Genomic DNA, 25,485 nt, shown 5'->3' with positions numbered 1-25,485 from the left:
GCGGCCGTACGGGGCACCCGCTTCACACCGGTACGGAGACGAAGGTCCGGCCCGACTCGTTCTCCACGACGACCGCCTTGACGTTCGCCGGGTCCACGGCCGCCGACCCGTCCAGGGACGCGCCCTTGCCCTCGCCGTGCTCCGCCGTGCCCACGACCCAGCCGCCGGCCACGGTCCGCGTACCGTCCTTGCCGACCACCACCAGCCGGCAGCGCTCGCCGGCCGGCACCCCGGTCACCGCCGCGTTCACCCGCACCCACTTCGGCGCCGGCGTCACCCGTACGGTCATCCGCGTACCCGTGCCCGCGTCCGTCGCGGACGCCACCCGGGTCCCGGCCGGCGGCGGCGAGGCGGGTGCCGACACGCCCGGGGACGGCGGCGGATCCAGGGCCACCGGCCCCGCCTCCTGACCGCCGAGCCGCGCACCGGCCCAGAACACCAACGCCAGCGAGGCCGCCGCGGCCAGCCCCACGAGGGCCGTCCGTCGCCGCGCCGCCGCCACCCGCTCCCCGCGCACCTGCCGAAGGGTCCGCTGGAGCAGCAGGTCACCGCCCTGCGGGGGCCCGTCGAGGAAGGCCTCCTCGGGGACCTCGCCCAGCACGCTCTCCATCTCCCTCAACGCCGCCACCTCCTCACGGCACCGCACGCAGTCGCCGACGTGCTCCTCGACACGCCGTACGTCCTGCTCGTCCAGGACCCCGAGCACGTACGGGCCGAGCAGTTCCTCCTCGTGCCGCTGCCGGTTCACGCCACCACCTCCCGCAGTCCGCCGGGCTGCTGGGGCGGCCGGCCTGATCGTCTGTCGCCGACGGTGTCCCCGCCCGCGTCCGTGAACACCTCGCGCAGCGCCTTCAGCGCGTAGTGCGAGCGCGACTTCACCGTGCCCGCCGGGATCCCGAGCCGGTCGGCGGCCTCGGCGACACTGCGCTGGCGGTAGTACAACTCCGTCAACACGTCACGATGTTCCGGCGTGAGCCGGTCCAGGGCGCCCAACACGGTCATGGAGTCCACCACCGCGTCGGCGTGGTCCCCCTCCACCGGCGGAGCGGCCGAGGATCCGGAGACCTCCGGCGGGCGGGCCGCCTTCGCCCGGTAGCGGTCGGTGACGATGTTGCGGGCCACGGTGAGCAGCCAACCGCGCACCGAACCCTTCCCGTTGACCAGGACCTCGGCGTGTCGCCAGGCCCGGATCAGCGTCTCCTGGACGACGTCCTCGGCGGCGGCGCGGTCCCCGGTGAGCCGGGTGGCGTACGCGAGCAGGGCGTTGCCGTGCTCCTCGTACACCGTCCTGATCAGCGCCTCGTCCGTCCCGCCCCGCCGTGCGCGGGGCCACAGTGGTCCGGCCATCTCACCCTCTCCGTCCGCCTCGTGTCGCGTGGTGCGGTCGGAACACGCCGTACGGGCCCGAACGGTTCATGTGACGCCCGTCACTCAGGTCCGGCAGGCGCGGCCCTCGTTGAGGCAGTCCGCCACGGCGCGCATCGCCTCGTCGGTCATCACGTTCACGAACATCGCGTGGTCCGTCTTCGGACTGTGCCGCTGTTCGGGGAAGGAGTCGAGGGCGATCGGCACCCCGGGGGCGACGGCGTAGGCCAGGCTCAGCCGCAGTTCGGGCACCGGGAAGGCGCCCTGCGGGCACACCCCGCGCGCGTCGGGGAAGCGCAGGTGGGAACGGTGGCCGGGGGCCTCGGTGTCCAGACCGTTCCAGCAGCTGGGAAAGACGAGCGTACGGGTCACCAGATCGCCCGCCGGACAGCGCGGGTAGGCGACGGTCCACCGGTCGGGCAGGCCCGAACAGCCCCAACGGGCCCGTACGTCGGCGTCCGTGCGCGCCGTGTGCGCGACGGCGTCGCCCGTCATGGCGCGCAGGAAGCGGGGCATGGGCACCACCTTGCCGACCGGGTTGCCCCGGAACTCCACGCCCACCGCCGCCTCCGGCAGGATCTCGCCCGCGTTGCCGTGCCCGGCGGCGAGCTCGTGCGGGCGGGTGCCCGGACGGTCGGAGCGGCGCAGCACCGGCCAGAAGTAGGTGGAACGGTCCCCGCCGACGCAGCTGGTCGCGGCGGCGGCCAGGGAGGCGTCGCCGGAGAGGGCGTCGGTGGACAGGTTCCCGACGTAGGCGTGCGTGTGGTGGGCGCCCGAGCGCAGGCCGGGGGAGACGACGAGGTTGTCCTCGTTGCGGTGCCCCTCCTCGTTGCGCCCGCAATCCACCGTCACGCTGCCGGTGGAGGCGTCCGGTCCGACCGGGGGCGGGGCTCCGGGGTCCGGCGGCACCCGACCCATGTCGACGAAATCGCCCGCCACGGAGGCGTGGCCGGATCCGGGGGCCCGGGAGGCCCCCCACGCGGCGGCCGCCAGCCCGGTGCTCAGCACCAGGCACACGAGCAGCGCCGGCAGTCGGTGTTCGTTCCCCATGGGGGTCACCGTCGCCCCTGCCCGCCGCGCGGTCAACCGGGCGGCCCGGCGAGGTCCGAAACCGCCCGCGACCGGCGTCCGCGGCCGGCTCGCGGTATTGGCGCGGAGGGTGCTTGTACCGGTGGGGCGCGGGCAGCAGAGTGGGGGCATGACACCGGAAGAGTCGTTGCGCGCGTTCGCCCGCACCCGGGCGAGCCTGGACGGGAGCGAGGTCACCTTCCGGTGGTCCGGGTCCGTGCACTCCTGGGCGCCCGAGGAGCCCTACCGTCGCCTGTTCGGCTTCGAGGGGGTCAACGTCGCCCGGCTGGAGGCCGCGGAGGACGGCGGGTACCGGATGCTGTCGCGGGAGGCGGCCTTCTACCTCGACCCCGAGACCGGAGAGATCCTGGAGAACTGGCAGGACAAGCCGGTCGTGCACGTGTGGAACGACCCCGCCGACCAGCGGTGGCGGCCCTTCCCCGTCCCGCGCACCGAACTGGGCGACCAGGTCTGCTTCAGCCTGGAGATCCCCCTCGCCTACCCCTCGCCGCTCCCCGTCGACCGGTACCCGCTGGAATCCGCGGGCGACACCTACCGGGCCCTGGAGCTGTTCCAGTTCTTCGCGCCCGCCGCCGCGCTCGCCGGCGAGGCCCCCTCCGTGCCCGCCACCATGTCGTGGACCCGGATGTCCCCCTGGCTGCCCTGGATGGAACAGGGACAGCGCCCCGGCGGCCTCACCTTCCACTGCCGGGGCGCCAAGCTCGGATCCTGGGCCGAGGTCCCCGAGCGGACCCGCGCCCACATCGCCGCCCACCACCCGGAGTTCGCGCACGCCCCCGAGAAGTGGAGCGAGCCGAACGAGTCCAGCTGGACGTACTTCCGCAAACTGCACCCCAGGTAGGCCGGGGCCGGGGAACCGCCCCGCCCCGAAAGCCCGCGGGACGGGCCCGGCGGGCCGCTCGGCAGGCCCCCGGCTCCCCACCGACCCCGCTCGCCGGTCCGCCGCGCCCCCGCTCGCCGGTCCGCCGGGAACCCGGCGCCGGCCCCGCAGGCCCGCGCCGCCCCGTCCGGCAGGACCCCGGCGTCCCGTCCGGCAGGACCCCCGGTAACCCTCCGGATGGACCGCCGGTAACCCCGTTCCCCACCCCTCCCTCGAGGCGTCCCCCAGGGGAGGGACAAGGGTTTTCCCCGTATCGGGTTCATTCCCGCGTTGCCTACTGTCTGCCCACCGGCGGTCTTCCGCATCCCGAACTGCCCCCGCACCAACCCCACATGGTGTGAAGCAGCCGCGGTCGCGCGGACCGCCGGTACATTCCGTCGTCCAGCCCCGCCGTTGCGGCCGGACGACGTGGCGCGCGGCGGTGCCGGAGCGGGTCTGACCACCCCGCCCCCGGCCCGCGGCCCGCCGGTTCCACCTCCCACACTGCACCGACCGGCCGCTCCGGCCTGCCCGGATCGGCCTTCGAAGGGGAACAACGTGCACGCAACCAGACGACGTCGGCTCATATCCGTCGTGGCCATGTCCGTCACCCTGCTCGCCGGCTCCGCCACCGCCTCCGTGGCCGTGACCGCCGCCGACGACCCGGCCTCCTCCCTCCCGGCCGCCGCCGCCCCCGCCGCCGGCACCCCGGCGCCCGTCGAGAACCTCATCGTCGGCTACAAGTCCTCCGCCTCCGAGGCCACGTCCAACACGGCGGCCGCGGACGACGCCGTCGCCAAGGGCAAGAAGACCGGCAAGAAGACGAAGTTCGACCGCCGTCTCGGCACCGGCGCCGCCCTCGTCAACCTGGGCGGTGCGACCGCCCCCTCCGAGGCCGCCGACGTCATCGCGCAGTTCCGCGCCGACCCGGACGTCGCCTACGTCGAGCCGGACTCCCGCGCCTACGCGCTGGCCACGCCCAACGACACCGACTACGCCAAGCAGTGGGACCTCTTCGAGCCCACCGCCGGCATGAACGTGCCCGCGGCCTGGGACAAGACCACCGGTTCCGGCGTCACCGTCGCCGTCATCGACACCGGCTACGTGGCCCACTCCGACCTCGCCTCCAACGTGGTCGCCGGCTACGACTTCATCTCCAGCTCCACCGCCGCCCGTGACGGCAACGGCCGCGACAACAACCCGGCCGACGCAGGTGACTGGAGCGCAGCCGGCGAGTGCGGCGTCGGCTCCAAGGCGAGCGACTCCTCGTGGCACGGCACCCACGTGGCCGGCACGATCGCGGCCGCCACCAACAACTCCAAGGGCGTCGCGGGCATCGCGTACAACGCGAAGATCCAGCCCGTCCGCGTCCTCGGCAAGTGCGGCGGTGCCACCTCCGACATCGTCGACGCCATCACCTGGGCCTCGGGCGGCACCGTCGCCGGCATCCCGGCGAACGCCACCCCCGCCAAGGTCATCAACATGAGCCTCGGCGGCTCGGGCACCTGCGGCACCAGCTACCAGAACGCCATCAACGCGGCCGTCGCCCGTGGCACCACCGTCGTGGTCGCCGCCGGCAACAGCAACGCCGACGCGGCCGGCTTCTCGCCCGCCAGCTGCAACAACGTCATCAACGTCGCCGCCAGCAACCGCACCGGCGACCGCTCCTTCTACTCCAACTACGGCTCGATCATCGACGTCGCCGCCCCGGGCGGTGAGACCCGCCGCGCCACCGACACGCCCGGCACCGTCACCACCCCCGAGAACGGCATCCTCTCCACGCTGAACGCGGGCACCACCACCCCCGGCGCCGAGATCTACAAGCCGTACCAGGGCACCAGCATGGCCGCCCCGCACGTCGCGGGCCTCGCCGCCCTCCTCGTCGCCGCGAAGCCCTCGCTGACCCCGGCGCAGATCGAGTCGGCCATCAAGACCAACGCCCGCCCGCTCGCCGGCACCTGCACCGGCGGCTGCGGCACCGGCCTCGCCGACGCCGCCGCCACCGTCAACGCCGTGACCTCGACGCCGACCACCCCGGCCTTCGAGAACACCGCGGACTTCGCGATCGCCGACAACGCGACCGTGGACAGCCCGATCACCGTCTCCGGTGTCACCGGCAACGCCCCGGCCGCCCTCAAGGTCGGCGTGAACATCGCGCACACCTACATCGGTGACCTGAAGGTCGACCTCGTCGCCCCCGACGGCACGCTCTACACCCTGCACAACCGTGCCGGCGGCAGCACCGACAACATCAACACCACCTACACCGTCAACGCCTCCTCCGAGGTCGCGAACGGCACGTGGAAGCTCCGCGTGAACGACAACGCCGGCGGCGACACCGGCAAGATCGACTCCTGGAGCCTCGGCTTCTGACCGGATCCGCCCGTCGGACCGGACCCCACCCGGTCCGATCCGACGGGCGGACCGCACGGACCGAACACAGCGACGGACCTGCCGGTACCTCCCGTACCGGCAGGTCCGCGGCGTTCCCGGGCACCATTCCCGTCGCGCGACTGAATTCTGCGTCACAATCCGGGTCCGTCCGGCGGCCGACCTCGTATTGTCGCCTCTCACAGGAAGAGCACAGGGCAGGGGCGCGAAAGGCTGGTGGCTGTGCGTGGCGGCGACGGGGCACGCTGACACCAAGGTCGGACACGGCGAACTCATCGAGGCGGTCGAGCGGGCCCTGGCCACGCACGGCCGCGCCATCCTCACCGGACCGGCCGGCGCGGGCAAGACCGAGGTCGCGCGGGCCGTCGCGGCCGCCGCCCACCGAAGGCGCGAAACCGTCCTGCGCCTCGCCCCCGAAGCCGCCGACCGACCGATACCCGAGGCCTCGGCCGCCGCCCTGCTCGCCTCCGTCCCGCGCACCGCCCTCGACCGGCTCGCCGGCCCCCAGCGCACCGCCATCGCCCGGCTCCGCCGCGAGGCCGACGCCCCCGACTCCGCGCCCGACCTCGTCGCCCTGCGCCTCGCCGTCGGCGAGGTCCTGCGCACCCTCGCCGAACCGGGCCCCGTCCTGCTCGTCCTCGACAACGCCCAGTGGCTCGACGCCGAGAGCACCGACCTCCTGCGCTTCGCCCTGCGCCTGACCCCGCCGCGCGTGCGGGTCCTCGCCGCCGAATGCGCCCAGGGCGGCGCCCCCGTCGCCGAACCCCTCTGCGGCCCCGGCACCCCCACCATCCGCGTCCCCGCCCTCGGCGCCGACGAGGTCGCCGAACTCCTGCTGCGCCACGGCCTGCCCGCCCGCCTCGCCGGCCGGATCCACCAGGCCAGCGGCGGCAACCCGCGCCTGGCCCTCGCCCTCGGCCACTCCCTCGCCGAAGCCGCCGCAGCCCCCGGAGCCGCCGGCGGACCGGGCGGCGGCGCGGCGGGCGGCGCCCACCACGCCGACCCCCTGCCCGTGTCCGGCCAGGCCCGCGAGGTCGCCCGCCGCCTCCTCGCCGAAGCCCCCGAACAGACCCGCCGCACCCTGCTCCTCGCGGCCCTCGCCGCCCGACCCACCACCCCCCTGCTGCGCCGCGCCGGACGCCCCGACGCCGAAGCCGAACTCGCGCGGGCCGAACGGGCCGGGCTGGTCACCGTGGGGGAGGACGGCGCCGTCGCCTTCACCGCCGGCGCCCTGCCCACCGCCCTGGCCGCCGACGCCGGCTGGCCCGAACGCGCCGCCGGACACGCCGCGCTCGCCGCCGCCGTCGACGACCCCGTCCAGGCCGTGCGCCACCGCGCGCTCGCCGTCGACACCGCCGACGAGGACCTCGCCGCCGAGATCACCGAGGCCGCCGCAGCCTGCCGCCGCCGCGGCCGGCGCGACCTCGCCGCCGAACTCGGGCTGCTGGCCGCCGAACGCACCCCCTGGGCCCACCCCCGCGAGGAACTCTCCCGCCTCGTCGCCGCCGCCGAGGACGCCGGCTGGGCCGGCCGCGCCGACCTCGCCCGGCGCGCCACCCGCGCCGTGCTCTCCCGCGACGCCACGCCCGCCCAGCGCGTCCGGGCCCGGCTCGCCGTCATCGACGCGGCCGGACAGGCCCTGGCCCACCTCGACGAGACCATCGCCTGCGCCGTCGCCGACGCCGAGGGGGACGCCTCGCTGCGCGCCGCCGTACAGTTGCGCATCGCCTGGAAGCACAACCTCAGCGACGGAGACCCCGTCCGCTCCCGGGACGCCGCCGCCGAGGCCGGCGCCCTCGCCCAGGCCGGCGGGGACCAGGTCGCCGAGGCCATGGCCCTGACCGTGCGGGCCCGCATGGGCCGCATCCTCGGAGACCCCGACGCCGAGGACATCCTCGCCCGGGCCCTGGCCCTGCCCATCCCCGACGTCCCCCTCGGCATGCGCAACGCGCCCCAGTACCTCGCCGTCCGCCACGCCCTGTTCGACGACCGGCTCGACGACGCCCGGGGGCAACTGCTCACCCTGCTGCCCGCGGTGCAACGCACCGGCTCCGCCGAGGACGTCTTCGAGGTGCTGCGCAGCCTCACCGAGGTCGAACTGCGGCGCGGCAACTGCACGCTGGGCTCGGCCCACGCCCGGCGCGCCCTGGAGCTGACCATCGAGGCGGGCCTGTCGCCCGGACCGGCCTGGTACGTGGCCGCGACCGCCGAGGCGGCCGGCGGCGGCTTCGCCCGCGCCGCGGGCTACGCGCGCCGGGGCATCCGCGCCTCCGAGGAGGAACACGACCAGGTGTTCCTCTCCCGCGGCCTGTACGCGCTCGGCACCGTCGAACTGGCCACCGGCGACGCCGCGAAGGCCGTCGCCACCCTGCGCCGGGTCGCCGCGCTGGAGGAGGCCCAGCAGGTGGTGGACCCGTCGGTGCTGCGCTGGCACGGCGAACTCGCCGAGGCCCTGATCGCCACCGACGCCGTCGCCGAGGCCGTCGCCCTCCTGGACCGGGTCGCCCCCGTGGCCCGCGACCTGGGCCGCACCACGGTGCTCGCCGCCCTGGACCGGGCCCGCGGCCTGGCCCTGTCGGCGCGGGGGGACGCGCAGGCGGCCGTGGCCCGACTGGAGGACACCGTACGGCTCTTCGCGGACCTCGGGCTGCCGCTGGAACAGGGCCGGACGCTGCTCGCCCTGGCCCGGGTGGAACGCCGCAGGCGGCGCCGCGCACCCGCCCGGGAGGCGCTGCGCGCCGCCGCCGAGGTCTTCGAACGGGCCGGCGCCCGACCCTGGATCGCCCTCGCCCGGGACGCGGCGCCCGAGGCCGCCTCCCCGCACCGGGGGAGCGGTGGCGGCGGCGCCGGCACCCTCACCGAGGCGGAGGCGCGGCTCGCGCGGCTCGTCGGTGCGGGTGCCAGCAACCAGGAGGCGGCGGCGAAGCTGTTCGTCAGCGTGAAGACGGTGGAGGCCCGCCTCACCCGGATCTACCAGAAGCTGGACGTCCGCTCCCGGGCCCAGCTCGCCACGGCCCTGCGCCGTCACTGAGCCGGGCGGTCGCCCGGTTCCGCCCCCGGCGCGGGCCGGGGGCGGGCGGTGCCGGGGGTCAGCAGGTGAGGTTGTTGCCCGGGGTGACGCCGAGCAGCTGGGTGAAGGCCTGGTACTTGTTCACCCGGCTCTGGACCTGCGCGGGGTTGCCGCCGTTGCACTCCAGGGCCCCGTTGATGGAGCGGATCGTCTCGCCGAAGCCCGCGCCGTTCACCATCGCCGCGTGGGCGGTCATGGTGCCGGGGCCGTTCTGCGTGTTCCAGTACCAGAGCGCCGTCTTCATGGCGACGGCCGGGTCCTGCTCGACGAGGTAGGGGTTGGCGAGGAGGTTGATGCCGAGGGCGTCGCCCGCCGCCTTGTAGTTGAAGTTCCAGCTCAGCTGGATCGGCCCGCGACCGTAGTAGGCCGCCTGGCCGGCGGGACAGCCGTAGGGCTGCGTGGCGTCACAGTAGTGCGGGTAGTTGGCCGTGTTCTGCTCGACGATGTGCACGAGGCCGCCCGTCTCGTGGGAGACGTTCGCGAGGAAGGCCGCCGCCTCGCGCCGCTTGACGGTGTCGTCGCCGGTCTTGGCGAAGCCGGGGTAGGCGGAGAGCGCCGAGACCAGGCCGTTGTAGGTGTAGAAGGGGTTCCGGTTCGGGAACATCTGGTTGAACTGGGTCTCGCTGACCACGAAGCCGGACGGGTCCGGGTTGCCCGGGTCCGTGCCGCCCCCGGTACCGCAGGCGCCCTGGTCGGACCAGACGCCCCACTGGCCGGTGGTGCCGGGCGTCTCGCCCTGGGTCCACCACTTCGCCTGCCAGTTGCGGCCGTTGTGCGAGGCGGTCGTGCCGCCGGTGTAGACGGCGGAGGAGGTCCACGCCGAGGCGCAGGCGGGGGCCGCGTTGGCGGAGGAGGCGGGCAGGGCGACGGCCAGGCCGAGGGTCACCGCGGCGGTGGCGGCGAGGGACAGGGCGCGGCGACGTAGCGTGCGTATCACGAAAGGACTCCTGGGGTGGGGGGAGTTGTCGCGGGGTGGTGGGGGGAGCGACGAACACCGCCCACTGAACCGAAAGTGGTCTGGACCTGTCAAGGTATAGACCAGAGCTTTCGGTGTGGTGCGCTCGTGAAACGCCGGACCGGCGTGACGGCCTCGCCGTCACGCCGGTCCGGATCCCGCCTCGATCAGCTGCCGGCCGAGAGGTTGCCCGACAGCACCGGGATGTTGTCCAGGATGTGGGAGAGGGACTCGTCGCCCTTGGCCTGGGTGGAGTTCTCGGCGCACTGCTGGTTCTGCGGGTTGGACAGGACGTTGATGTCCTGGACACCCACGTTGACGGCGGCCAGGATCGACTGGGCGTTGACCTTCGCCGGCAGGCCGACGCAGAGCTTGTTCAGCGAACCCTGAACGGCGCTGAGCTGCGGGCTCATGTTGCCCTTGGTCTCCTGGTTGCCGTAGAGCTGCGCGGCGTTGTTGCCGTTGACCGTGTTCACGCCGTTGTCGTTGCCGATGGCCATCGCCGGGGAGGCCATGACGGCACCCGTACCGATGACGGATGCGGTGACCGCGGCGGTGGCCATGAACTTCTTGAGCATGTTGATCCTTCTGTCGCATGAGCTGTCCCCGGCGGGACGTCCTGATCAACTGCCTTCGTCGCCAACGGTTATCGCCGGTCACCCGTGCGGCCCAACGGCCTCCCCCGCGCGGCCCGCCGCTCAACCGGTCTTGCGGCGCACCTTCTTGTTCTTCCCGCCGGGTCCGGCGCCCGTGCCGGTCACCTTCGCCCGGCTCTGGTGGGCCTCCTGGGACCTGTTGTTCGCGGCGTTGCGGGCCAGGGCCTCCCGGAACCTGCGCTTGGCCTCCTCGGCCGGGGACTCGTCCTTCGGGGTGTCGTCGTTCGTGGCGTCGGTCTGCGGGGTGTCCGTACCGTCGGTCATCGGCGTGCCTCCTGGAGTGATCACTTCACGCCAGTCTGTCAGTCGGATCCCCGGTCGGCCACGGAGTTCGGCCCCGGGGGCGCGGGGACCTCCGCGCCCCCTCCGGCCCGGACGGCGGCCAGGGCCGCCCGGTGCAGCGCGTACGGGTCCCCGTGGCGCACCGGGGATCCGGTGAGGGTGTACCACTCGTCCGCGTCGGTGTACTGGACGTCGAGCCGGACCAGCCCGTCCCCACCGGCGCTCGTGCGCAACGTCAGCGGGCCGGTGATCACCCCGACCTCGTCGGTCATCGCCCCGCCGGGGCCGGCGAGGACCTCGTCCTGCCAGTGCGCGGGCCCGCTCACGACGCGGCGCAGGTGTCGAGCATGCCGGTCAGCGCGGTCCGCTCCGCCTCGGTGACGGTCAGCCCGTACAGGGACTTCACCGTCGTCCACGCCCGTCCGTACACGCACCGACTCGATGCGTCCGTCGGCTGCCACAGGTCGGGGCTCTGGTCGCCCTTGGAACGGTTCGAGGACGCCGACACCGCCAACAGCTGCGGTCCGCTCAGGTCGTTGGCGAAGGCCTTGCGCTTCGCCGCGTCCCATCCGGCGGCCCCCGAGCGCCAGGCCTCGGCGAGCGGCACCATGTGGTCGATGTCCAGCCTCTTCGCGTCGTCGATCTCCGCCCCGTCGTACAGGCTCTTCCAACGGCCCGAGACGGCGCGGCACTCGGAGTCGCGGGTGACGCCCGCCCCGTCGCGCGCGAGGACGGTCTCGCGGGTGTCGCACCTGTCGCCCTGCTCGGCCCAGTGCGTGAACCTGTCCCGGCTGTAGCCGGCCATCGTGCCGGGCTCGGCCACCTTCAGGGCCGCCAGGCGCTCCCTGGCCGCCGCCACCCCGACCATGCCGGGCAACACCTCGGCCGTGGGCGGGTTCCCGCCCGCCCCGGAGGGCGCGGGAGCGGGCGCGGGGGCCGCCGTCGGGGCCGTGGCCGAGGGCGATGCGCTCACGGACGGCGTGGCCCGCGCCCCGCCGTCCGCCTTGCCCTCGCCGGGCGCGCCCGCGCCCCCGCATCCGCCGATCCCGAGCAGCAGCGCCGCGGCCACCACCGCGGCACGCACACCTGACTGACGATTCATGACCCGCCCCGAGGAGATTCGGACACCGTTCCGCTGAAGACTACCCATAACCGGACATCCAACCCCGCACCGGGCCTCCGCCCCCCGACCGGGCGCCGTCCGCGCGGCAGTTCACGGTCCTGCCGACGGCCCCGGGTCGCGCGCCGGCCGCACCGGGCCCCGGCGCCGGACGTCACCGACGAGCCGGGCCCCGCCCGTACCCGTCACTCCGCCCGTTCCCGCCACCCCGGGTGCCCCTGCCCCGCCGTGCTGTTCGGCCGCCGCGTTGACGGCCCGCCACCCGAGCGCCGCGCCCGCCGTGAGGGCCGCCGCCAAGGCCGTCGGCCAGTGCGGGGTCACCGTCGCCCAGGCCGCCCACGCCGTCCGGACGACGAGGACCGCGGCCGCCGCCACGACCACCCCGAAGGCCGTCGCCGGCGAGCGCCGCACGATCCGGCCGCGGCCGCGGCCGGCGCCCGCGGCCCGCCGCAGTCCCTCCCGTGCCATCGGATCCCCTTCCCGTCGAAGTCGCCCCGCGGCGGCCCGGAGCCACCGGCCCGTCCCTGATCGCCCGGAGCCGTCGTGGCCGTTCGTGGCCGTTCGTGGCCGTTCCCGGTCGTCGTGCTTCGAGTGTGGGCGGCGAACGGGCCCGCCGCGGAGGAACCCCGACCGAAGGTGCGCACGGGGGCGAGAACCGGCCGGCCCCCGCCCGCGGTCCCGGGTGCGTCGCTCACCCGCGACACCTCCGCGCAGCGGCCCCGGCCCGGCGCGAGGATGGTGCGCCGGGCCGGGGGGAGTTGGCCAAAACGCGCCCGAGCGCGCGCCGGCCCCGCGTGCGCCGGAGCCGCCGGGTCAGGCCCAGGACGCGGCGACCAGCGACCGCTGAGCGGCGCTCAGGTGGGTGAACGCCTCCAGCCAGCGGCGGGCGTACCCGTCGGCCGAGGGGTCGGTGAGCCGGCCGAAACCGTCGCGCGAGCGCCGGTCCGCCTCGGTGACCAGCGCGCCGACCAGTTCGGCCGCCGCCCCGAAGCCGGCCCGGCGCAGCGGCCCGTACGCCGACAGGGACTGCGGCCCCCCGGCCGATTCCGCCACCGCCCGGCGTCCGCCCGCGACACCCGCCTCCAACAGCCGACGCACCCGCCACAGCGGAGAGTCGGCCAGCGGATCCGGACCCGGATCGACGGGCCCGACCGGCCCCGCCTGCGCCGGACCCTCGACGTGGCCGCCCTGGAGGCGGTCGTAGCCGAGGTCCGCCCGCCCCCGCCACTCCGGCGGCAGCCGCAGCGTGTACGCGGCCCCCGGCACCGGGCCCACGGCCAGCGGGCTCAGCGTCGCCGCCCGGTCCAGGTCCGGCCGGCCCAGGACGCGCACCGCCAGTCCCGGACACCCCGCCAACCGGCGCAGGTTCGCGATGTGCGCCAGCTCCGGGTGCGGGTGCGCGGCCCGCAGCCGCAGGAGCGGCGCGTCGGGGCGTACGGCGCCCCGCGGCGACAGCTCCCGGACCAGCAGGTGCTCGCCGGCCGCGCCCACCACCTCCACGTCGCAGCCCAGCAGCCGCACCCCGGCGGCCGTGCCCGCGTCGGCCTCCGCCTCGGCCAGGGCCGCCCCCACCGCCTCCGCGGCCGGGCGCGCGAACAGCGCCGCCACGGGCTCCCGGTCCCAGGGCAACCCCGGTACGGGGGTGGCCCGTACGCCCCGTCCGGAACCGAGCCTGCCGTCGGCGGACACCGTCGCGCCGACGACGCGCAGCCCCCCGCGCGAGAGCCCCGCGTGGTCGAGCACGGCACCGCCGAGGGCCACGGAGGCGCCGCCGGCGCCGCGCGCGCGGGCGAGGCCGCCCGGCCGTACGTCGGACACCGTGTACGGGGAGCCGTCGTCACCGAGCAGGTGGGTGACCACGCCCCCGTACCCGGTCGCGGTCAGCACCGGCTCCCGGCACAGGCCGTGCACCAGCAGGCTGCCGCCGGCCGCGTAGGCCCGGCGACCGCCGCCGCTCACCCCGGCGCCGGGGGATCCGGACGCCGCCCACGCGGCGGTGCGCAGCAACTCGCCGAAGGCCGCCGCCAGGTCCGTGAGCCGCTGCCCCGCGGCCCGCTCCCGGGCGCCGCGCAGTCCCCGTACGACGCGCAGGGCCGCGGCCTCCGCGCGGGGCAGCCCCGCCAGGCGCGCGGTGTGCGCGGCCCGCAGCAACTCGGCCTGGACCACCACCCCTCCGGCGCTCACTCCGGCGGCGAGGGCCTCGGCGGCGGCCGCCCACAGGGCCGCACCCGCCCGCACCTGCGCCGGGGTGAGCGGCGTCGGGTCCCGCTCCGTCCCCGCCCCCTCGGTCGGGGTGGCGCTCGACCCCGGTGCGGCTCCCGCCACGTCCTCGCCCGCCGCCCCCGGACCCGCGGCGGCCGGCTCGGCACCCGGTACGGCCGAGGGCTGCGACCCGGCCTCGTCCGCCGGCGGATCCGCCGGTGGATCAGCGGGTGGAGCCGCGCCCAGTACCGCCGCCCGGTGCAGACAGCGCGGGGCCAACAGGCAGGTGCAGGAGGCCTCCTCGGCCCGCGCGACCACCCCCGAGGGACCGGGTCGCAGCGTGACCAGCGCGTCCTCGCCGAAGCGGACGTCGACCCCGCCGCCCTCCCCGGCCACGGCCCGCGCCCCGCACTCCGCGACCGCCGCGTCGAGCTTCTTGCGCAGGCGGGCACTGAGGTTCTCCACGGCCTCGGCGAGCACCTCGGGGGCGACCGGCGGGAGCACCCCGGTGCCCGCCCCGGTCACGACGCTGTTGCTGTTCAACGGGGCTCCCCACGGAGTCGGTCGCCCACCCAGCGGGCGAGGGCGAGAGGGCTGAGGGCGGCCACCGGCATGCCGGCCGCCACGAGCTGCCGCGCCACCGGCACCGAGTAGCGGGGCGTCCCCGCGTCGTCGAGGGCGGCGCAGCCCAGGAGATGGGCGCCGGAGGCCGCCAGGGCGCGCACCTCCCCGAGCAGGCCGCCGAGCGGGGCGCCCTCCTCGAAGTCGCTGACCACCACGACCAGCGTGCGGCTCGGCACGGTCATCAGGGACCGGGCGTGCGCCAGGGCCCCGGCGATGTGCGTCCCGCCGCCGACGCGGACCTCCAGCAGCAGCGACAGCGGGTCGTCCACCCGGTCGGTGAGGTCCACGACCTGCGTCGAGAACGCCAGGAAGTGCGTGGACAGCGTGGGAACGCCGCCCAGTACCGCCGCCGTCAGCGCCGACCAGATGACGGAGGCCTCCATCGAGCCGGAGACGTCGACCACCAGGACCAGCCGCCAGTCCGACTCCCGCGAGGCGCGGGTGGCGAACACCGGGCGCTCCGGCACGACGACCACCCGGCCGTCGTCCAGGCGCCGGGTGTGCGCCAGGTTGGCCCGCAGGGTCCGCGCCAGGTCGAGCGGCCCGCCGGGACGGCGCGTGGGACGCGCGGTGGCCAGACCCGACAGGGTCGGGCGCAGTCGCGACGCCAGCTCCTTCGCCAGCTCGTCGACCAGCCGCCGCACCAGGGGCCGCAGCCGGGAGAGCTGCTGCTCCGGCATGCCCCCGGCCAGCGAGAGCACGGAGCCGAGCAGTTCCACGGACGGGCGCACCGAGGCGGGGTCGAGCTGGGCCAGCACGTCGCTGCGGCCCGCCTCGGCCGCGTCGGCGAGCACCTCCTCGCGCACGTCCTCCCCGAAGAGGGACTCCAGTTCCCGCGACCACTCCCGGGCCGTCGGGAAGGAGGGCCCGTCGCCGCCGCCCGCGCCACCCCGGTCGAGGTCGCCGGAGCCCTCGCCCCGCCCGGCGCCGTAGAGCTCGTCGAGGGCGCGGGCGTAGCGGCCGGCGCCGGCCGGCAGGCGGTCGCGCTGCCGACCCAGCAGCAGCCGCCACCGGTCCGCGGGGGCGAGTCGTCGGCCGTCGGGAGCTGCCTCGCGCGGCGCGCGGGTCGGGTCCGGCGACCCGTGGATCCCGGCACCCGCCGGCGCGGGGGATTCCCCGGGCGTCCCGGCGCGGTCCGGAGCGCCCGCGTCCGGACCGGCGGCGGGCGGGAGGGCCTTCAGCGCGGCCCGGCCGGCCGCGTCGGCGGCGGCCCACAGCGCCAGCAGCGCGGGCGAGGCGTCCAGCGACACGTCGACGCGGTCCCCGAGCCGCTCCGTGACGGTCTCCAACAGCCGGTCGCGGGCGGCCGGGGACAGTGCGTCGAACCCGCCGCGCAGCGCGGGCAGCCGCTCCAGGAAGGCCTCGTCGGACAGGTCGTCCACCCGGTCCAGCAGCGGGGCGACGGCGGCCGGGGAGGCCCCCAGGAGGGGGCCGGCCGCGCTCAGGACACCGGCCAGCCGACGGCCCAGGGCGCGCCGCCCGTCGGCGGAGGTCGCGCCGTCGATCCAGGCGGCGACGCGCGCACCCAGCCCGGCCGCCGGATCCAGGTCCAGCAGCACGCGTACGGCCAGGGCGGCGCCGCGCATCAACGGGCTCGCACCGGTGGCGAGTTCCGTCAGGCACGCGTCCATCCGCAGCCCCAGGCGGCGGGCCGCGACCCGGTCGGCGAGGGCCACCAGGGACCGGGCGTCGGCCGGGTCGTCACTGCCGGCGAGTCCGGGCAGGGACCGTACGGCCGCGTCGATCAGCTCGCCGGTGAGTACGGCGGCCCGCTCACGGGAGGCCTCGTCGGCGCCGGGGAGGTGACCGCGCCGCAGCCCCTCCAACAGGTCGGCTGCCTCCAGGAGTTCGGCCACGCCGGCCGTGTCCGGCAGGACGGTCGCCACCTCCTCCAGCCGTACGTCGACCAGCTCGGGCAGGTCGCACCGCGCGGCGGCCTCCAGCCCGGTCAGGATCTGCGCCGCCGTCGGGCCGCCCTCGGCCGCCTGGCGGCGCGCCACGTCCCGCAGCGTTCCGGCGGCGGCCTGGGCGGCGGTGACGCCGCGGACCCCCACCAGGTCGAGGCGGGCCGGCACCGCCGGGGTCCAGGACAGGCGCCACTTGCTGCCCAGGGCGGTGCCGTCGCCGGTGGCGGCGACGGCGACGGGCTCCCCGTACGAGGCGCCGCACACCAGCAGGCGCCGCAGCAGCACCTCGCGCCGCCCGTCCAGCGCGGAGCGCAGCGGATCGAGGCGCACCTCGCGCGGGGCGGGGTCCTCGGGCGACGGCAGCCGCAGCGCGGACAGCTCCGCCTCGACGGAGGGGCCGAGGCCGCTGCGCGGGGCGTGCGGGGTGGTGCGGCCACGTCCCGCGCCGACCAGCGCGGCCTCCAGCGCCTTGGCCAACGCGCGTCCCCGACCCAGGAGTTCACCCTGGCCGAGGACCGCCGTCACGGCCTCCAGCAGTTCGCCGCGGCCGGGCGCGGGCAGCCCGCGCAGCGCCGCCAGGTCGCAGGCCAGGCGCAGGGTCTCGGCGGCCTCGCCGGTGCCGGCGGTGTGGCCGGCGCGGCGCAGCTCGCGACAGACGGCGGTGACGGCGACCGAGGCCGCCTCCCGCAGCCGGTCCGGGTCCCCGCCCGCCTCGAACACGGCCTGCTGCCACAGCGGGTCGCGGATTCCGGCGGGGTAGCCGGAGCGGGAGTCCAGCAGGTCGTACGAGTACGCCACGAAGGAGGTGACCGCCTCGTCCGGCGCGTGGGCCGCGTCCCCCTCCGGGTGCGCGTGGGGGCCGGGGACCTTGCCGGTGTCGGTGTCGGTGTCGGTGTCGGTTTCGGTGTCGGTGCCGGTGCCGGTGCCGGTGCCGGTGCCGGTGGGCGGCACGGCCAGGGCGGGCGCGTGGAAGGCGCCGATCACGGCCGCGACCCGGCGTCCGCCCGCCGAGGCGGCGGTGATCACCCGCCGCATGTGGGCCTCCCGGGCCAGGTCCGTCGCCGCGACGGCTCCCGTGTCCGTGCGCAACGCCCAGCCGACGCCCAACGCCGCGCGGCGCACGGCCTCGGGGGAGCAGCCCGGGGCCAGGACCTCCACGGCCCGGTCCCACAGGTCGTCCCCGTCGCGCCCGGTGCCGCGGGCGGCGAGCCCCTCGGCGAACGCGCGCCGGCCCGCGGTGACGACCGCAGCGGCGCCGGCCGGAGCGGGTACGGGAGCGGCGCCCGGAGCCGTGACCGGCTCCGCGTCGATCCCGGGGGCCGCGCCGGGGCCGGCCGCCGGGGCGGGCTCCGCGTCCGGTCCGTCGGCGTCCCAACCCCGGTCCGTCAGCGGCAGGTCGCAGCAGAGCACCTCCACGCCCCGCTCCCGCGCCCAGCGGATCGCGGCCAGTTCGGGCGAGAAGTCGGCGAACGGGTAGAAGGCCGGCAGGCCCCCGCGCCCCGGACCCGCCAGGGCCACCGGGGCGAGGGTCTCGGGGTCGGCCAGGTGGACCAGCCACCGCTGGAAGTCGGTGGGCAGCTCCACGCACAGCACGTCCGGTTCCGCCGCGTCGAGCAGCGCCGGAACCATCGCCGCCAACGCGGGACTGTGGTGGCGCACCCCCAGCAGGTACGGCGCGCGCGACGCGGCGAGCGCGTCCACCGCCTCCCGCGGATCGGTGCCGGAGGTGTCCGTCAACGCAGGCTCCCGCGCAGGTCCCACAGCCGGCGCCACATCGCCGAGCCGTCCTCGGCGCGCCGGCGCACCGGACCGTCCCAGTACCCGAGCAGCCGCCCGTGGTCGGCCGGGTCGTCCTTGCGCACGACGCCCAGCAGGTGCCCCGGCAACAGGTCCAGCACGTCCCCGCCCGGCAGGTACGCCGCCGCCACCCCGAGCGAGGCGGCCACCTGCACGGCCTCGGCGGTGGACATGACCGTACCGGGCCGCTCCACGTCCCAGCCCTCCGCGCTGCGCCCCGAGCGCAGGTCCCGGAAGACGGTGACGAGCGCGTCCAGCACCGCGTCGTCCACCCCGAAGGCCGCGCCGGCCCGCTCCACCGCCGCCACGGCCTGCCGCCGGATCAGCGTGGCCTCGGCGTCGGCGTCGGCGATCGGCGCGACGGTCTCGAAGTTGAAGCGCCGCTTGAGGGCGGCGGACATCTCCGACACGCCCCGGTCGCGCAGGTTGGCGGTGGCGATGACCGTGAACCCCGGGGCCGCGGAGACCGTCGAGTCCTCGGTCGCGGTCAGTTCCGGAACGCTGACCCGGCGGTCGGACAGGATCGAGACCAGCGCGTCCTGCACCTCGGGCAGGCAGCGGGTGATCTCCTCCACGCGCACCACCCGGCCCGTCCGCATCGCCGCGAGCACGGGGGAGTCGACAAGGGCCTGGGAGGTGGGGCCCTGCGCGAGGAGCAGCGCGTAGTTCCACCCGTACCGGAAGGCGTCCTCGGTGGTGCCGGCCGTGCCCTGCACGGTCAGCGCGCTGGTCCCGCACACGGCGGCGGAGAGCAGCTCGGACAGCATCGACTTGGCGGTGCCGGGCTCGCCGGTCAGCAGCAGGCCGCGCTCGCCGGCGAGGGTGACCACGCACCGCTCCACCAGGGCGCGTTCCCCGACGAACTTCGGGGCGATCACCAGCTTCGTCGGCAGGCCCGCCCGCCGCTTGGGCAGGGCCAGCTCCTCGCCCCCGCTGCCGCACACGAAGGTGACGACGGCGCGCGGCGTGAGCGCCCAGCCGGGCGGTCGGGGGCCGGTGTCCTGGGCGGCGAGGAAGGCGAGCTCGGAGGCGTACCGCTCCTCGGCGGGCATGACCTGCCGTGCGGGGGCGGACTGTTCGGTGACGGTCATCGGGTCCTCTGGGTCGATCGGTGGCGGTCGGTCGGGTGGCGGTCGGTCGGGAGCGGTGCGGGTGCGCACCGCGGGGTGCGGTCCGGTGCGAGGAGCGGAGCCGCGGGGAGGCGGGTGAGGCGGGGCGCGGCGGGAGGCGGGACGGTGGGTACACCCACCGCCCCGGCCGTCCCCGCCGTCCCCCGCCGCGCCCGGGCCGCTCCGGTCAGCGGCGCCGGCGGGCCGGCGCGCGCTTCACGTCGAGCGCCTCGAAGCGCGGCACGTCGCCCTCGACGACCCGCGCCCAGGCCCGGCGGTACAGGTCCGCGGCGGGCAGCGTGGGCACCAGGGCGCCCAACACCGCGGCCCCGCCCGGCGCCATCGCGTACATCGGCAGCTTCCACGTCTCCACGGGCAGCGCCGGCGCCTGCGGCTCGGCCCAGGCCCCGGGCAGGAACAAGGAGCGTCCGGCCCGGGGCCGCGCGGCCTCCACCACCAGCTCGGTCGCGGCCAGTTCGGCGCGGGCCGCCTTCAGTCGCGCCGGCTTCCAACCGGTCCAGCGCGCCGTGTTGCGGTCCGTGGGGTCGGGCATGGCCAGCAGCGCCAGGTACAGGCAGGCGGCGTCCGCGCCCAGCCCGTACGCGGACGAGGCTTCGGCCACCAGTTCCGGCACCGAACGGCCCGGGTCCTGCGGCCACCAGGTGCCGTCCGCGCCGGCCTCGCCGGCCGCGGGCACGCCCGGGTCGGCGAGCAGCGCCGCGAACGCCGGATCGTGCGCGAGCCGCAGCGCCGTCTCCGGCCCGGACGGCGTCTGGTCCGTCCCGCGCAGCAGCGGCAGGTACGGGTCGGAACCCGTCGAGTCGAGCCGCGCCGGCAGCACCGAGGTGTCGGCGTACCCGCCCCGGGGGTGCAGCACGACCGCGCCGTAGCGTTCGTAGCCCTCCCCGGTCTCCGTCGGGGTTCCGGCCGCCTCGCGGAACTTCTCCGCGTGTACCCAGTGCCCGACGCCGAGCATCAGCCCCGGGTGGGCCAGCCGCCGCCGTACCGCCGTGAGGGCCGGCGGCAGGCAGGCCCGCAGGGGGTCCCCGGCCGGCAGGCGGTGCGCGAGCCAGGCCGTGAGGGCCACGGCGCTGGTCAGCGTCTGCGTGCCGAAGCGCGGACCGGTCGGTTCGTCACCCGCCCCGTTCCGGGCGAGCGGGTGGTCGACGTCCCGGGACAGCACGGGGGACAGGTCGGGGCCGAGCAGATCGGGCAGCGCCCGGTGCGGCGGCCACGGTACGCGGACCTCCTTCGCGGCGTCGGCGAGCAGCTCCTCGGGCACCGGCGTGCGCCGTCCCACGCGCTCGTTCCACACCAGCGCGGCCGCGGCCACGTCCGGGCCCCGCGTCCACAGCAGGGCCGGATCGGCCGGCAGCAGCGCCGCCACCAGCTCCCGGCGCACGTCCGCGGACAGGGAGTTCAGCTCCTCGCGGGCGTGCCCGGCGGGCGTGGCCTTGATGCCGAGCGTCGCCCGCAGTTCGGCGGTCAGGAAGCCGCGGTCGTAGGTGTCCAGCTGCGGCAGACCCGCCACGACCACCCGTGCCAGGGTGGCGTTCACCCCGGTCAGTCGGGTGAACTCGGCGGCGGCCTCCGGGAACCACGGCGCCGGACCCCGCTCGGCCGCCTCCTTGAGGAACGCGCCCAGCCAGTTCGCGCCGCGCTCCGGATCGCCCGGCACCGCCGTCGGCCCGGGCAGGACGCGGCCGGTGTAGGGCGCGGGCACCGCGAAGCGGCCGCTCGGGTCGTGCAGCAGCGCGTTGAAGTCCCGCCCCCCGGCGGGCCCCTCGAAGAAGTCGGTCACCCCGAGCACGGCGCCCTCGCCGAGCGGCAGCGCGGTACGGTGCCGGCTGCCGTGGCCGCGTTCGCGCCCGTCGACGCCCCGCAGGAGCTCACCCTCCACGCGCAGCCGCATCCGGCGCCAGCGCCCCGAGGCGGTCTCGCCGGAGGCGAGGCCGAGGGCGTCGACCTCCGCGAGCGTGCGGCACAGGGCGGCCCGCTGTTCGTCCGTCACCCCGGTGACGACGGCGCGGTAGGCCACGGCGGCCGGCCGCTCCAGGAACACCTCCGTCCACGGGAACGCGCTGAACGTGGCGTGCGGGACGTCGACGTGCAGCCGTCCGGGAACGGCCTCGGCGGCGGTGTCCGCGACGGCCGTCGCGAGCAGGCGCAGGTACCGGAAGGTGGCGTCGGACTCGGCGCTGTAGCCGTGCCGGCGCGAGGTGAACAGGCCGCTCAGGCCCGCGTCGATGTCCCTGTCCGTCGGCCCGCGCTCCGGTCGGGGCTGCGGGGCCACCACCGGACGCGGTTCGAGGGCGGCCGCCACCCGGGCCAGCTCCTTGCGCTGGCGCAGGGCGGTGCGCACCCGGTCGACCACACCGCGCAGCAGGGCACCCTCGCCGATCTCGGGCAGCGCCTCGGCGACGGCCTCGGGGACCCGCTCCGCCTTCTCCTGCGCCGCGGCGGCCTTCAGCAGCGCGCCGGCCCGTACGGAGTCCATGGCGCGCAGCACCGCGGACCCCCGCGGGTCCCGCGCCCGCAGGCAGTACCAGTAGGCGAGCGGGGGCAGCTCGGCCCCCTCGGCGGAGTAGCCCGCCGCGGTGGACCGTTGGCTCAGCCCGAGCTGCGCGCTCACGACGCCCTCGGGGTCGGTCATGACCAGCGAGCGCCCGTCCGTGGACACCGCCCGCAGCCGGTCGTCGCCGGGCAGCGCCACGGCGTGCCGGGGCGCGGCGGCGCCCTCGGCCGTGGTCACGGACCGCCCGGACTGGTCGCGGCCGTGCCAACGCCCGTCCGGCAGGCGCACCGTGCGCCAGCCGAGGAGCCCGTCGACGGGGGCGCCGAGCACCGAGCCCTCGACGGTCGGCGCCGGGCGCAGCCAGCTCTGGGCGACGCCGTCGGCCAGGGTGCTGCCCGCGGGGTGGTCGCGCAGGGCGTCGGCGAGGAAGCCGGGCAGCGAACGCCGCCCGAGGGCGCCGCCCGCGGGCTCGTACTCGTACCAGCCGGGCTCCTCGCCCTCCGCTCCCCGCTCCCAGACCCAGTGGGTGACGCCGTCGGAGAGGACCGGCCGTTCCGCCGGGACGCGGCTGTCGCCGCGGTGCAGCACGCCGTGGCCGGTGGTGCGTCCGCCGCCGGGCAGCGGCAGGGTGACGTGTCCGGTGCGCACCGACCAGTAGGTGGCGGAGGACTCCAGGGTCAGGACCTCGTCGGGGGCGCTGAGCCAGTAGCCGCGCACCTCGCCCTCGTAGGTGGCCCAGAAGACGAGCAGGTCGTCGTCGGTGTGGTGGAAGCCGACCTGCCGGTGGCCGCCCGAGGGGACCCGCAGGTCGTGCGTCAGCACGGTGGAGTCCGGCCCGATGACCCGGACCTGGGAGGAGTTGGCCACGATCACGTGCGGCCAGGCGTCCATCACCGTCAACCGGTGGTCGCCGCGCCGCGGGGACATCCCGGAGACGGCCTCCTCCCAGGCGGGCCAGACCAACTCCTCGAACATGCCGCCGCGCAGGGTGTGGGCGAGGACGGAGCCGAGGTCGAGGCCGGCCGCGAGGGAGACCTCCTTCGGAGCCAGGGCCAGGGCCTCGTCGGGCAGCCAGGACAGTCGGTTGATCGCGGCGGGCAGCTCGGGCAGACCGGCGTCGAGCGTCTCGCCGGCGACGAGGCGCACCCACTCGGCGAGCAGGTCGGCGCTGCCCGGGGAGCCGGCCAGGAGCCGGAACGTCTCACGGCCGACGTTCTGCGCGCTGCGGTCGCCGCCGCGCAGGGTGCGGAAGAAGGTGGGCCGCAGCCGCTCGTCGGCGCACAGCGCGGCCAGGTCGCGGCGCTCGGGGTCGGCGCGCCACCGCTCCAGCTCCATCGTGCCGTTGGCCATGGCGTCCGTGACGGCCACGGGCACGTCGAGGGAGAGCAGCAGGTCGACGAGGCTGACGTCCTGGAGGTTGAGCTTCAGCCCTTCCTCCCGGCCCGGCAGGGCCAGTTCGGCGCGCAGCCGCTGCGCGCAGCGGACGACGAGGGGGCGCAGGCCGGCCAGGGCGTGTCCGGCGCGGCGCCAGCCGGAGAAGCGGGAGGCGTGGAAGCGCTCCAGCCAGCCGGAGGTGCCGTCGGGGGAGGCCTCGCCCTCGGGCGCGTCCACGTCGACGAGGCCCGCGACCGCGCCGGACTCCTCCAGCAACTCCAGCCAGAACGGCGCCAGTTCGCCCGCCCCGCCGGAACCCTGCGGGATCATCCCCAGCAGGGTGCCGCGTACGGACGGCTCGCGCCGGGCCAGCGCCACGAGGGACGCGCGGTGCGCGGTCCACCAGCCGGTGGCGGCCCTCGGGGTGGCGGGCAGCGGCAGCAGCTCCGCGAGGTAGTCCTGTTCGGCCCGCGCGGCGTCGACCTTGGCCGCCCGCGCCAGCCGGCGCAGCTCGACCGTGGCCTGAGCGGACGGCGCCAGACCGCCCGCGGTGCGGCGCACGCACAGCCGCCGGAAGCGATCCAGGGCCTCGGCGGGGGTGACGCGGCGGGACAGCTCCTTGCCGTACCCGGTGAGGACCTTCACGGGCAGCGCCCCGGCCAGGGCGAACTCCAGGAAGACCGCGTCGAGCCGGTCCTCGTCGATGTCGAGGCCGAACCGGGTCTCGCTCGCGCGGGCCTTGCCGAACAGCTGGGCGGCGTAGGTGGTGTTCTCGACGCCGAGGAAGACGCGGGCGGCCTGCTCGTGGAAGACGGGCAGGAAGTGCGGGACGGAGGCCGCGAGCCGCTCGGCCAGTTCGTTGCAGGCGTCCAGGGCGGCCTTGGGCTTGGTCTTCACCTGGCGGGAGAGGCGGTCGAGCTCGGGGACGAGCGCGAGGGCCTGGTGGCCGTCCTCGGGGTGGTGCACGAGCACCCACTCCGGGAACCCGAGCGCCGAACGCCGCCCGAGGCCCACCACGGCCGGCTCGCCGTGCGGTACGAGGCCCAGGAACCCGGCCGCGAGGTCCTCGGCGGCGCCCAGTTCGGCCGCCGCCAGGCGCACCACCACCCGCTCGTCGCCGAGTGCCGGGTGACGGTAGGCCCGCGCGGTCAGCGGCACGGCGGACGGGCCCCCGTCCGCGGCGTCGACGGGCAGGACCGCGCCCGCCGCCAGCAGCGCCTCGCCGGTGGTGTTCCCGATGCCGTCGGTCGTGTTGTCGGTGCTCACGCGTCCCCGCCCTCCTCGATCTTGCGCCCGGCGTACAGTGCCGCGGCCATCCGCATGCCCTCGGACCAGGCCACCGGTCCGACCTCGCCGAGTCGTACCGCCCGCCCGTCCGCGTCGTTCCAGTTCAGTGCGCCGGTGGTGGTCTCGTCGTCCCAGTAGGGCTCGCCGATCCACACGGCCGCCTCGACGGCGCGGCCGGTGTCGCGGATCCGCAGGCAGGCGTAGCCGCCGGAGACCCGGTAGCCCAGGCCGGTCGCCCGGGCGGCGAGGCCCTGCCGGTTGGGGTACTCCCCGCCGGCGTAGTCCGACACCTCGGTGGCGCCGGCGCGTACGTCGTCGGGCTTCACCCAGGTCGCGCGGTGGATCTGCTCGACGCGCTGGGTGAGGCCCAGCTCCGCCGCGAACTCCCGTACGTCGTCCAGGTCCGGCAGCAGCACCGGGTGCGGCAGGGTCACCGTGCGCGGGGAGAGACGTACGGTCTCCCCGTCCAGGTCGAGGACCTTCAGCTCACCGGAGTCGGTCACGTCGCGCAGGAACCCCACCTCGTCCGGGTCCTCGCCGACGATCGCCAGGTCGCGCAGCGCCTCCTGCCAGGCCGCGTCGGGCCAGACCCGGGCCAGGAGTTCCGTCGGCACCGGCAGGGAGGACACCATCCAGGCGTCCACCTGGGCCAGGCACGCCGCCTCGTGGCGCTCCAGCCACTCGGAGAGCCGGCGCAGCCGGTCCACCTCGGGGTGGTCGCGCAACGCCTTGGGCAACGTCTTCAACTGCCGCCCCGCGGGCCGCCGGGCGGTGACCCGCCCTTCGACGAGGGAGACCTCGTACCCCTCTTCCAACGCCAGCCAAGTCATCAGCCGTGCCCCTTCGACCCTGTCCGTCACCGTTCGTGGGCAGCCCGAAGCAA

17 protein-coding genes are annotated in these 25,485 nt (G+C 76.4%); 3 read left to right on the top strand and 14 right to left on the bottom strand.

The features are described 5' to 3' along the window. Positions 1-22: 22 nt before the first annotated feature. From ACZ6ZI_RS06290 to ACZ6ZI_RS06280, 3 genes are all read right to left on the bottom strand, one after another. Complete coding sequence (locus ACZ6ZI_RS06290; RefSeq protein ID WP_363054054.1) at positions 23-748, bottom strand: zf-HC2 domain-containing protein; 726 nt, start codon at positions 746-748, stop codon at positions 23-25. Next, positions 745-1,347 (bottom strand): sigma-70 family RNA polymerase sigma factor, encoded by a 603-nt coding sequence (locus ACZ6ZI_RS06285; RefSeq protein ID WP_469516765.1) that lies wholly within the window; start codon positions 1,345-1,347, stop codon positions 745-747. The genes ACZ6ZI_RS06290 and ACZ6ZI_RS06285 overlap by 4 nt, the downstream gene beginning before the upstream one ends. Before the next feature lie 84 nt (positions 1,348-1,431). After that, positions 1,432-2,415, bottom strand: coding sequence for a DUF1996 domain-containing protein (locus tag ACZ6ZI_RS06280; protein WP_469516762.1), 984 nt, complete (start codon positions 2,413-2,415; stop codon positions 1,432-1,434). 148 nt (positions 2,416-2,563) lie between these two features. Here ACZ6ZI_RS06280 and ACZ6ZI_RS06275 point away from each other — a divergent pair, with 148 nt between their 5' ends. The 3 genes from ACZ6ZI_RS06275 (at position 2,564) to ACZ6ZI_RS06265 (ending at position 8,735) form a co-directional block, all read left to right on the top strand. After that, positions 2,564-3,295, top strand: a complete 732-nt coding sequence (locus tag ACZ6ZI_RS06275) for a DUF1838 family protein (protein WP_469516757.1) — start codon at positions 2,564-2,566, stop codon at positions 3,293-3,295. Positions 3,296-3,913: 618 nt separating this feature from the next. Further along, on the top strand, positions 3,914-5,686 hold the full coding sequence (locus tag ACZ6ZI_RS06270) for a S8 family peptidase (RefSeq protein WP_469517654.1): 1,773 nt from the start codon (positions 3,914-3,916) through the stop codon (positions 5,684-5,686). 244 nt (positions 5,687-5,930) lie between these two features. After that, positions 5,931-8,735: a helix-turn-helix transcriptional regulator gene (locus ACZ6ZI_RS06265; protein WP_469516754.1), complete on the top strand. Its 2,805-nt coding sequence runs from the start codon at positions 5,931-5,933 to the stop codon at positions 8,733-8,735. 58 nt (positions 8,736-8,793) lie between these two features. Here ACZ6ZI_RS06265 and ACZ6ZI_RS06260 read toward each other — a convergent pair whose 3' ends face one another. The 11 genes from ACZ6ZI_RS06260 to ACZ6ZI_RS06210 form a co-directional block, all read right to left on the bottom strand. Further along, entirely contained in the window at positions 8,794-9,684 is an 891-nt protein-coding gene (locus ACZ6ZI_RS06260) for a glycoside hydrolase family 19 protein (RefSeq protein ID WP_469517650.1), read from the bottom strand. A gap of 212 nt (positions 9,685-9,896) precedes the next feature. Continuing rightward, on the bottom strand, positions 9,897-10,307 hold the full coding sequence (locus ACZ6ZI_RS06255) for a rodlin (RefSeq protein ID WP_363054049.1): 411 nt from the start codon (positions 10,305-10,307) through the stop codon (positions 9,897-9,899). Between the two features lie 120 nt (positions 10,308-10,427). Beyond that, positions 10,428-10,649 carry a DUF5302 domain-containing protein gene (locus ACZ6ZI_RS06250; protein WP_363054048.1) on the bottom strand — a complete coding sequence of 74 codons (222 nt, stop codon included), beginning with the start codon at positions 10,647-10,649 and terminating at the stop codon, positions 10,428-10,430. A gap of 38 nt (positions 10,650-10,687) precedes the next feature. Beyond that, a complete protein-coding gene (locus ACZ6ZI_RS06245; RefSeq protein ID WP_469516749.1) occupies positions 10,688-10,993 on the bottom strand; it encodes a hypothetical protein in 306 nt (101 codons plus the stop codon). After that, positions 10,990-11,769 carry an HNH endonuclease family protein gene (locus ACZ6ZI_RS06240; RefSeq protein ID WP_469516746.1) on the bottom strand — a complete coding sequence of 260 codons (780 nt, stop codon included), beginning with the start codon at positions 11,767-11,769 and terminating at the stop codon, positions 10,990-10,992. The genes ACZ6ZI_RS06245 and ACZ6ZI_RS06240 overlap by 4 nt, the downstream gene beginning before the upstream one ends. Before the next feature lie 111 nt (positions 11,770-11,880). After that, a complete protein-coding gene (locus ACZ6ZI_RS06235; RefSeq protein ID WP_469516743.1) occupies positions 11,881-12,255 on the bottom strand; it encodes a hypothetical protein in 375 nt (124 codons plus the stop codon). A gap of 345 nt (positions 12,256-12,600) precedes the next feature. Beyond that, positions 12,601-14,532, bottom strand: a complete 1,932-nt coding sequence (locus ACZ6ZI_RS06230; protein ID WP_469516741.1) for a hypothetical protein — start codon at positions 14,530-14,532, stop codon at positions 12,601-12,603. Beyond that, positions 14,529-18,257 (bottom strand): DUF5682 family protein, encoded by a 3,729-nt coding sequence (locus ACZ6ZI_RS06225; RefSeq protein ID WP_469516738.1) that lies wholly within the window; start codon positions 18,255-18,257, stop codon positions 14,529-14,531. Before ACZ6ZI_RS06225 ends, ACZ6ZI_RS06230 begins: the two co-directional genes overlap by 4 nt. After that, positions 18,254-19,408, bottom strand: a complete 1,155-nt coding sequence (locus ACZ6ZI_RS06220; RefSeq protein ID WP_469516735.1) for an ATP-binding protein — start codon at positions 19,406-19,408, stop codon at positions 18,254-18,256. The genes ACZ6ZI_RS06225 and ACZ6ZI_RS06220 overlap by 4 nt, the downstream gene beginning before the upstream one ends. A gap of 205 nt (positions 19,409-19,613) precedes the next feature. Beyond that, a complete protein-coding gene (locus ACZ6ZI_RS06215) occupies positions 19,614-24,581 on the bottom strand; it encodes a DNA-binding protein (protein WP_469516732.1) in 4,968 nt (1,655 codons plus the stop codon). Further along, entirely contained in the window at positions 24,578-25,432 is an 855-nt protein-coding gene (locus ACZ6ZI_RS06210) for a DUF4132 domain-containing protein (RefSeq protein WP_469516729.1), read from the bottom strand. Before ACZ6ZI_RS06210 ends, ACZ6ZI_RS06215 begins: the two co-directional genes overlap by 4 nt. Positions 25,433-25,485 lie beyond the last annotated feature (53 nt).

This window comes from Streptomyces sp. NPDC103540 (assembly GCF_055584445.1).
This window is presented reverse-complemented; position numbering and strand designations above follow the sequence as displayed.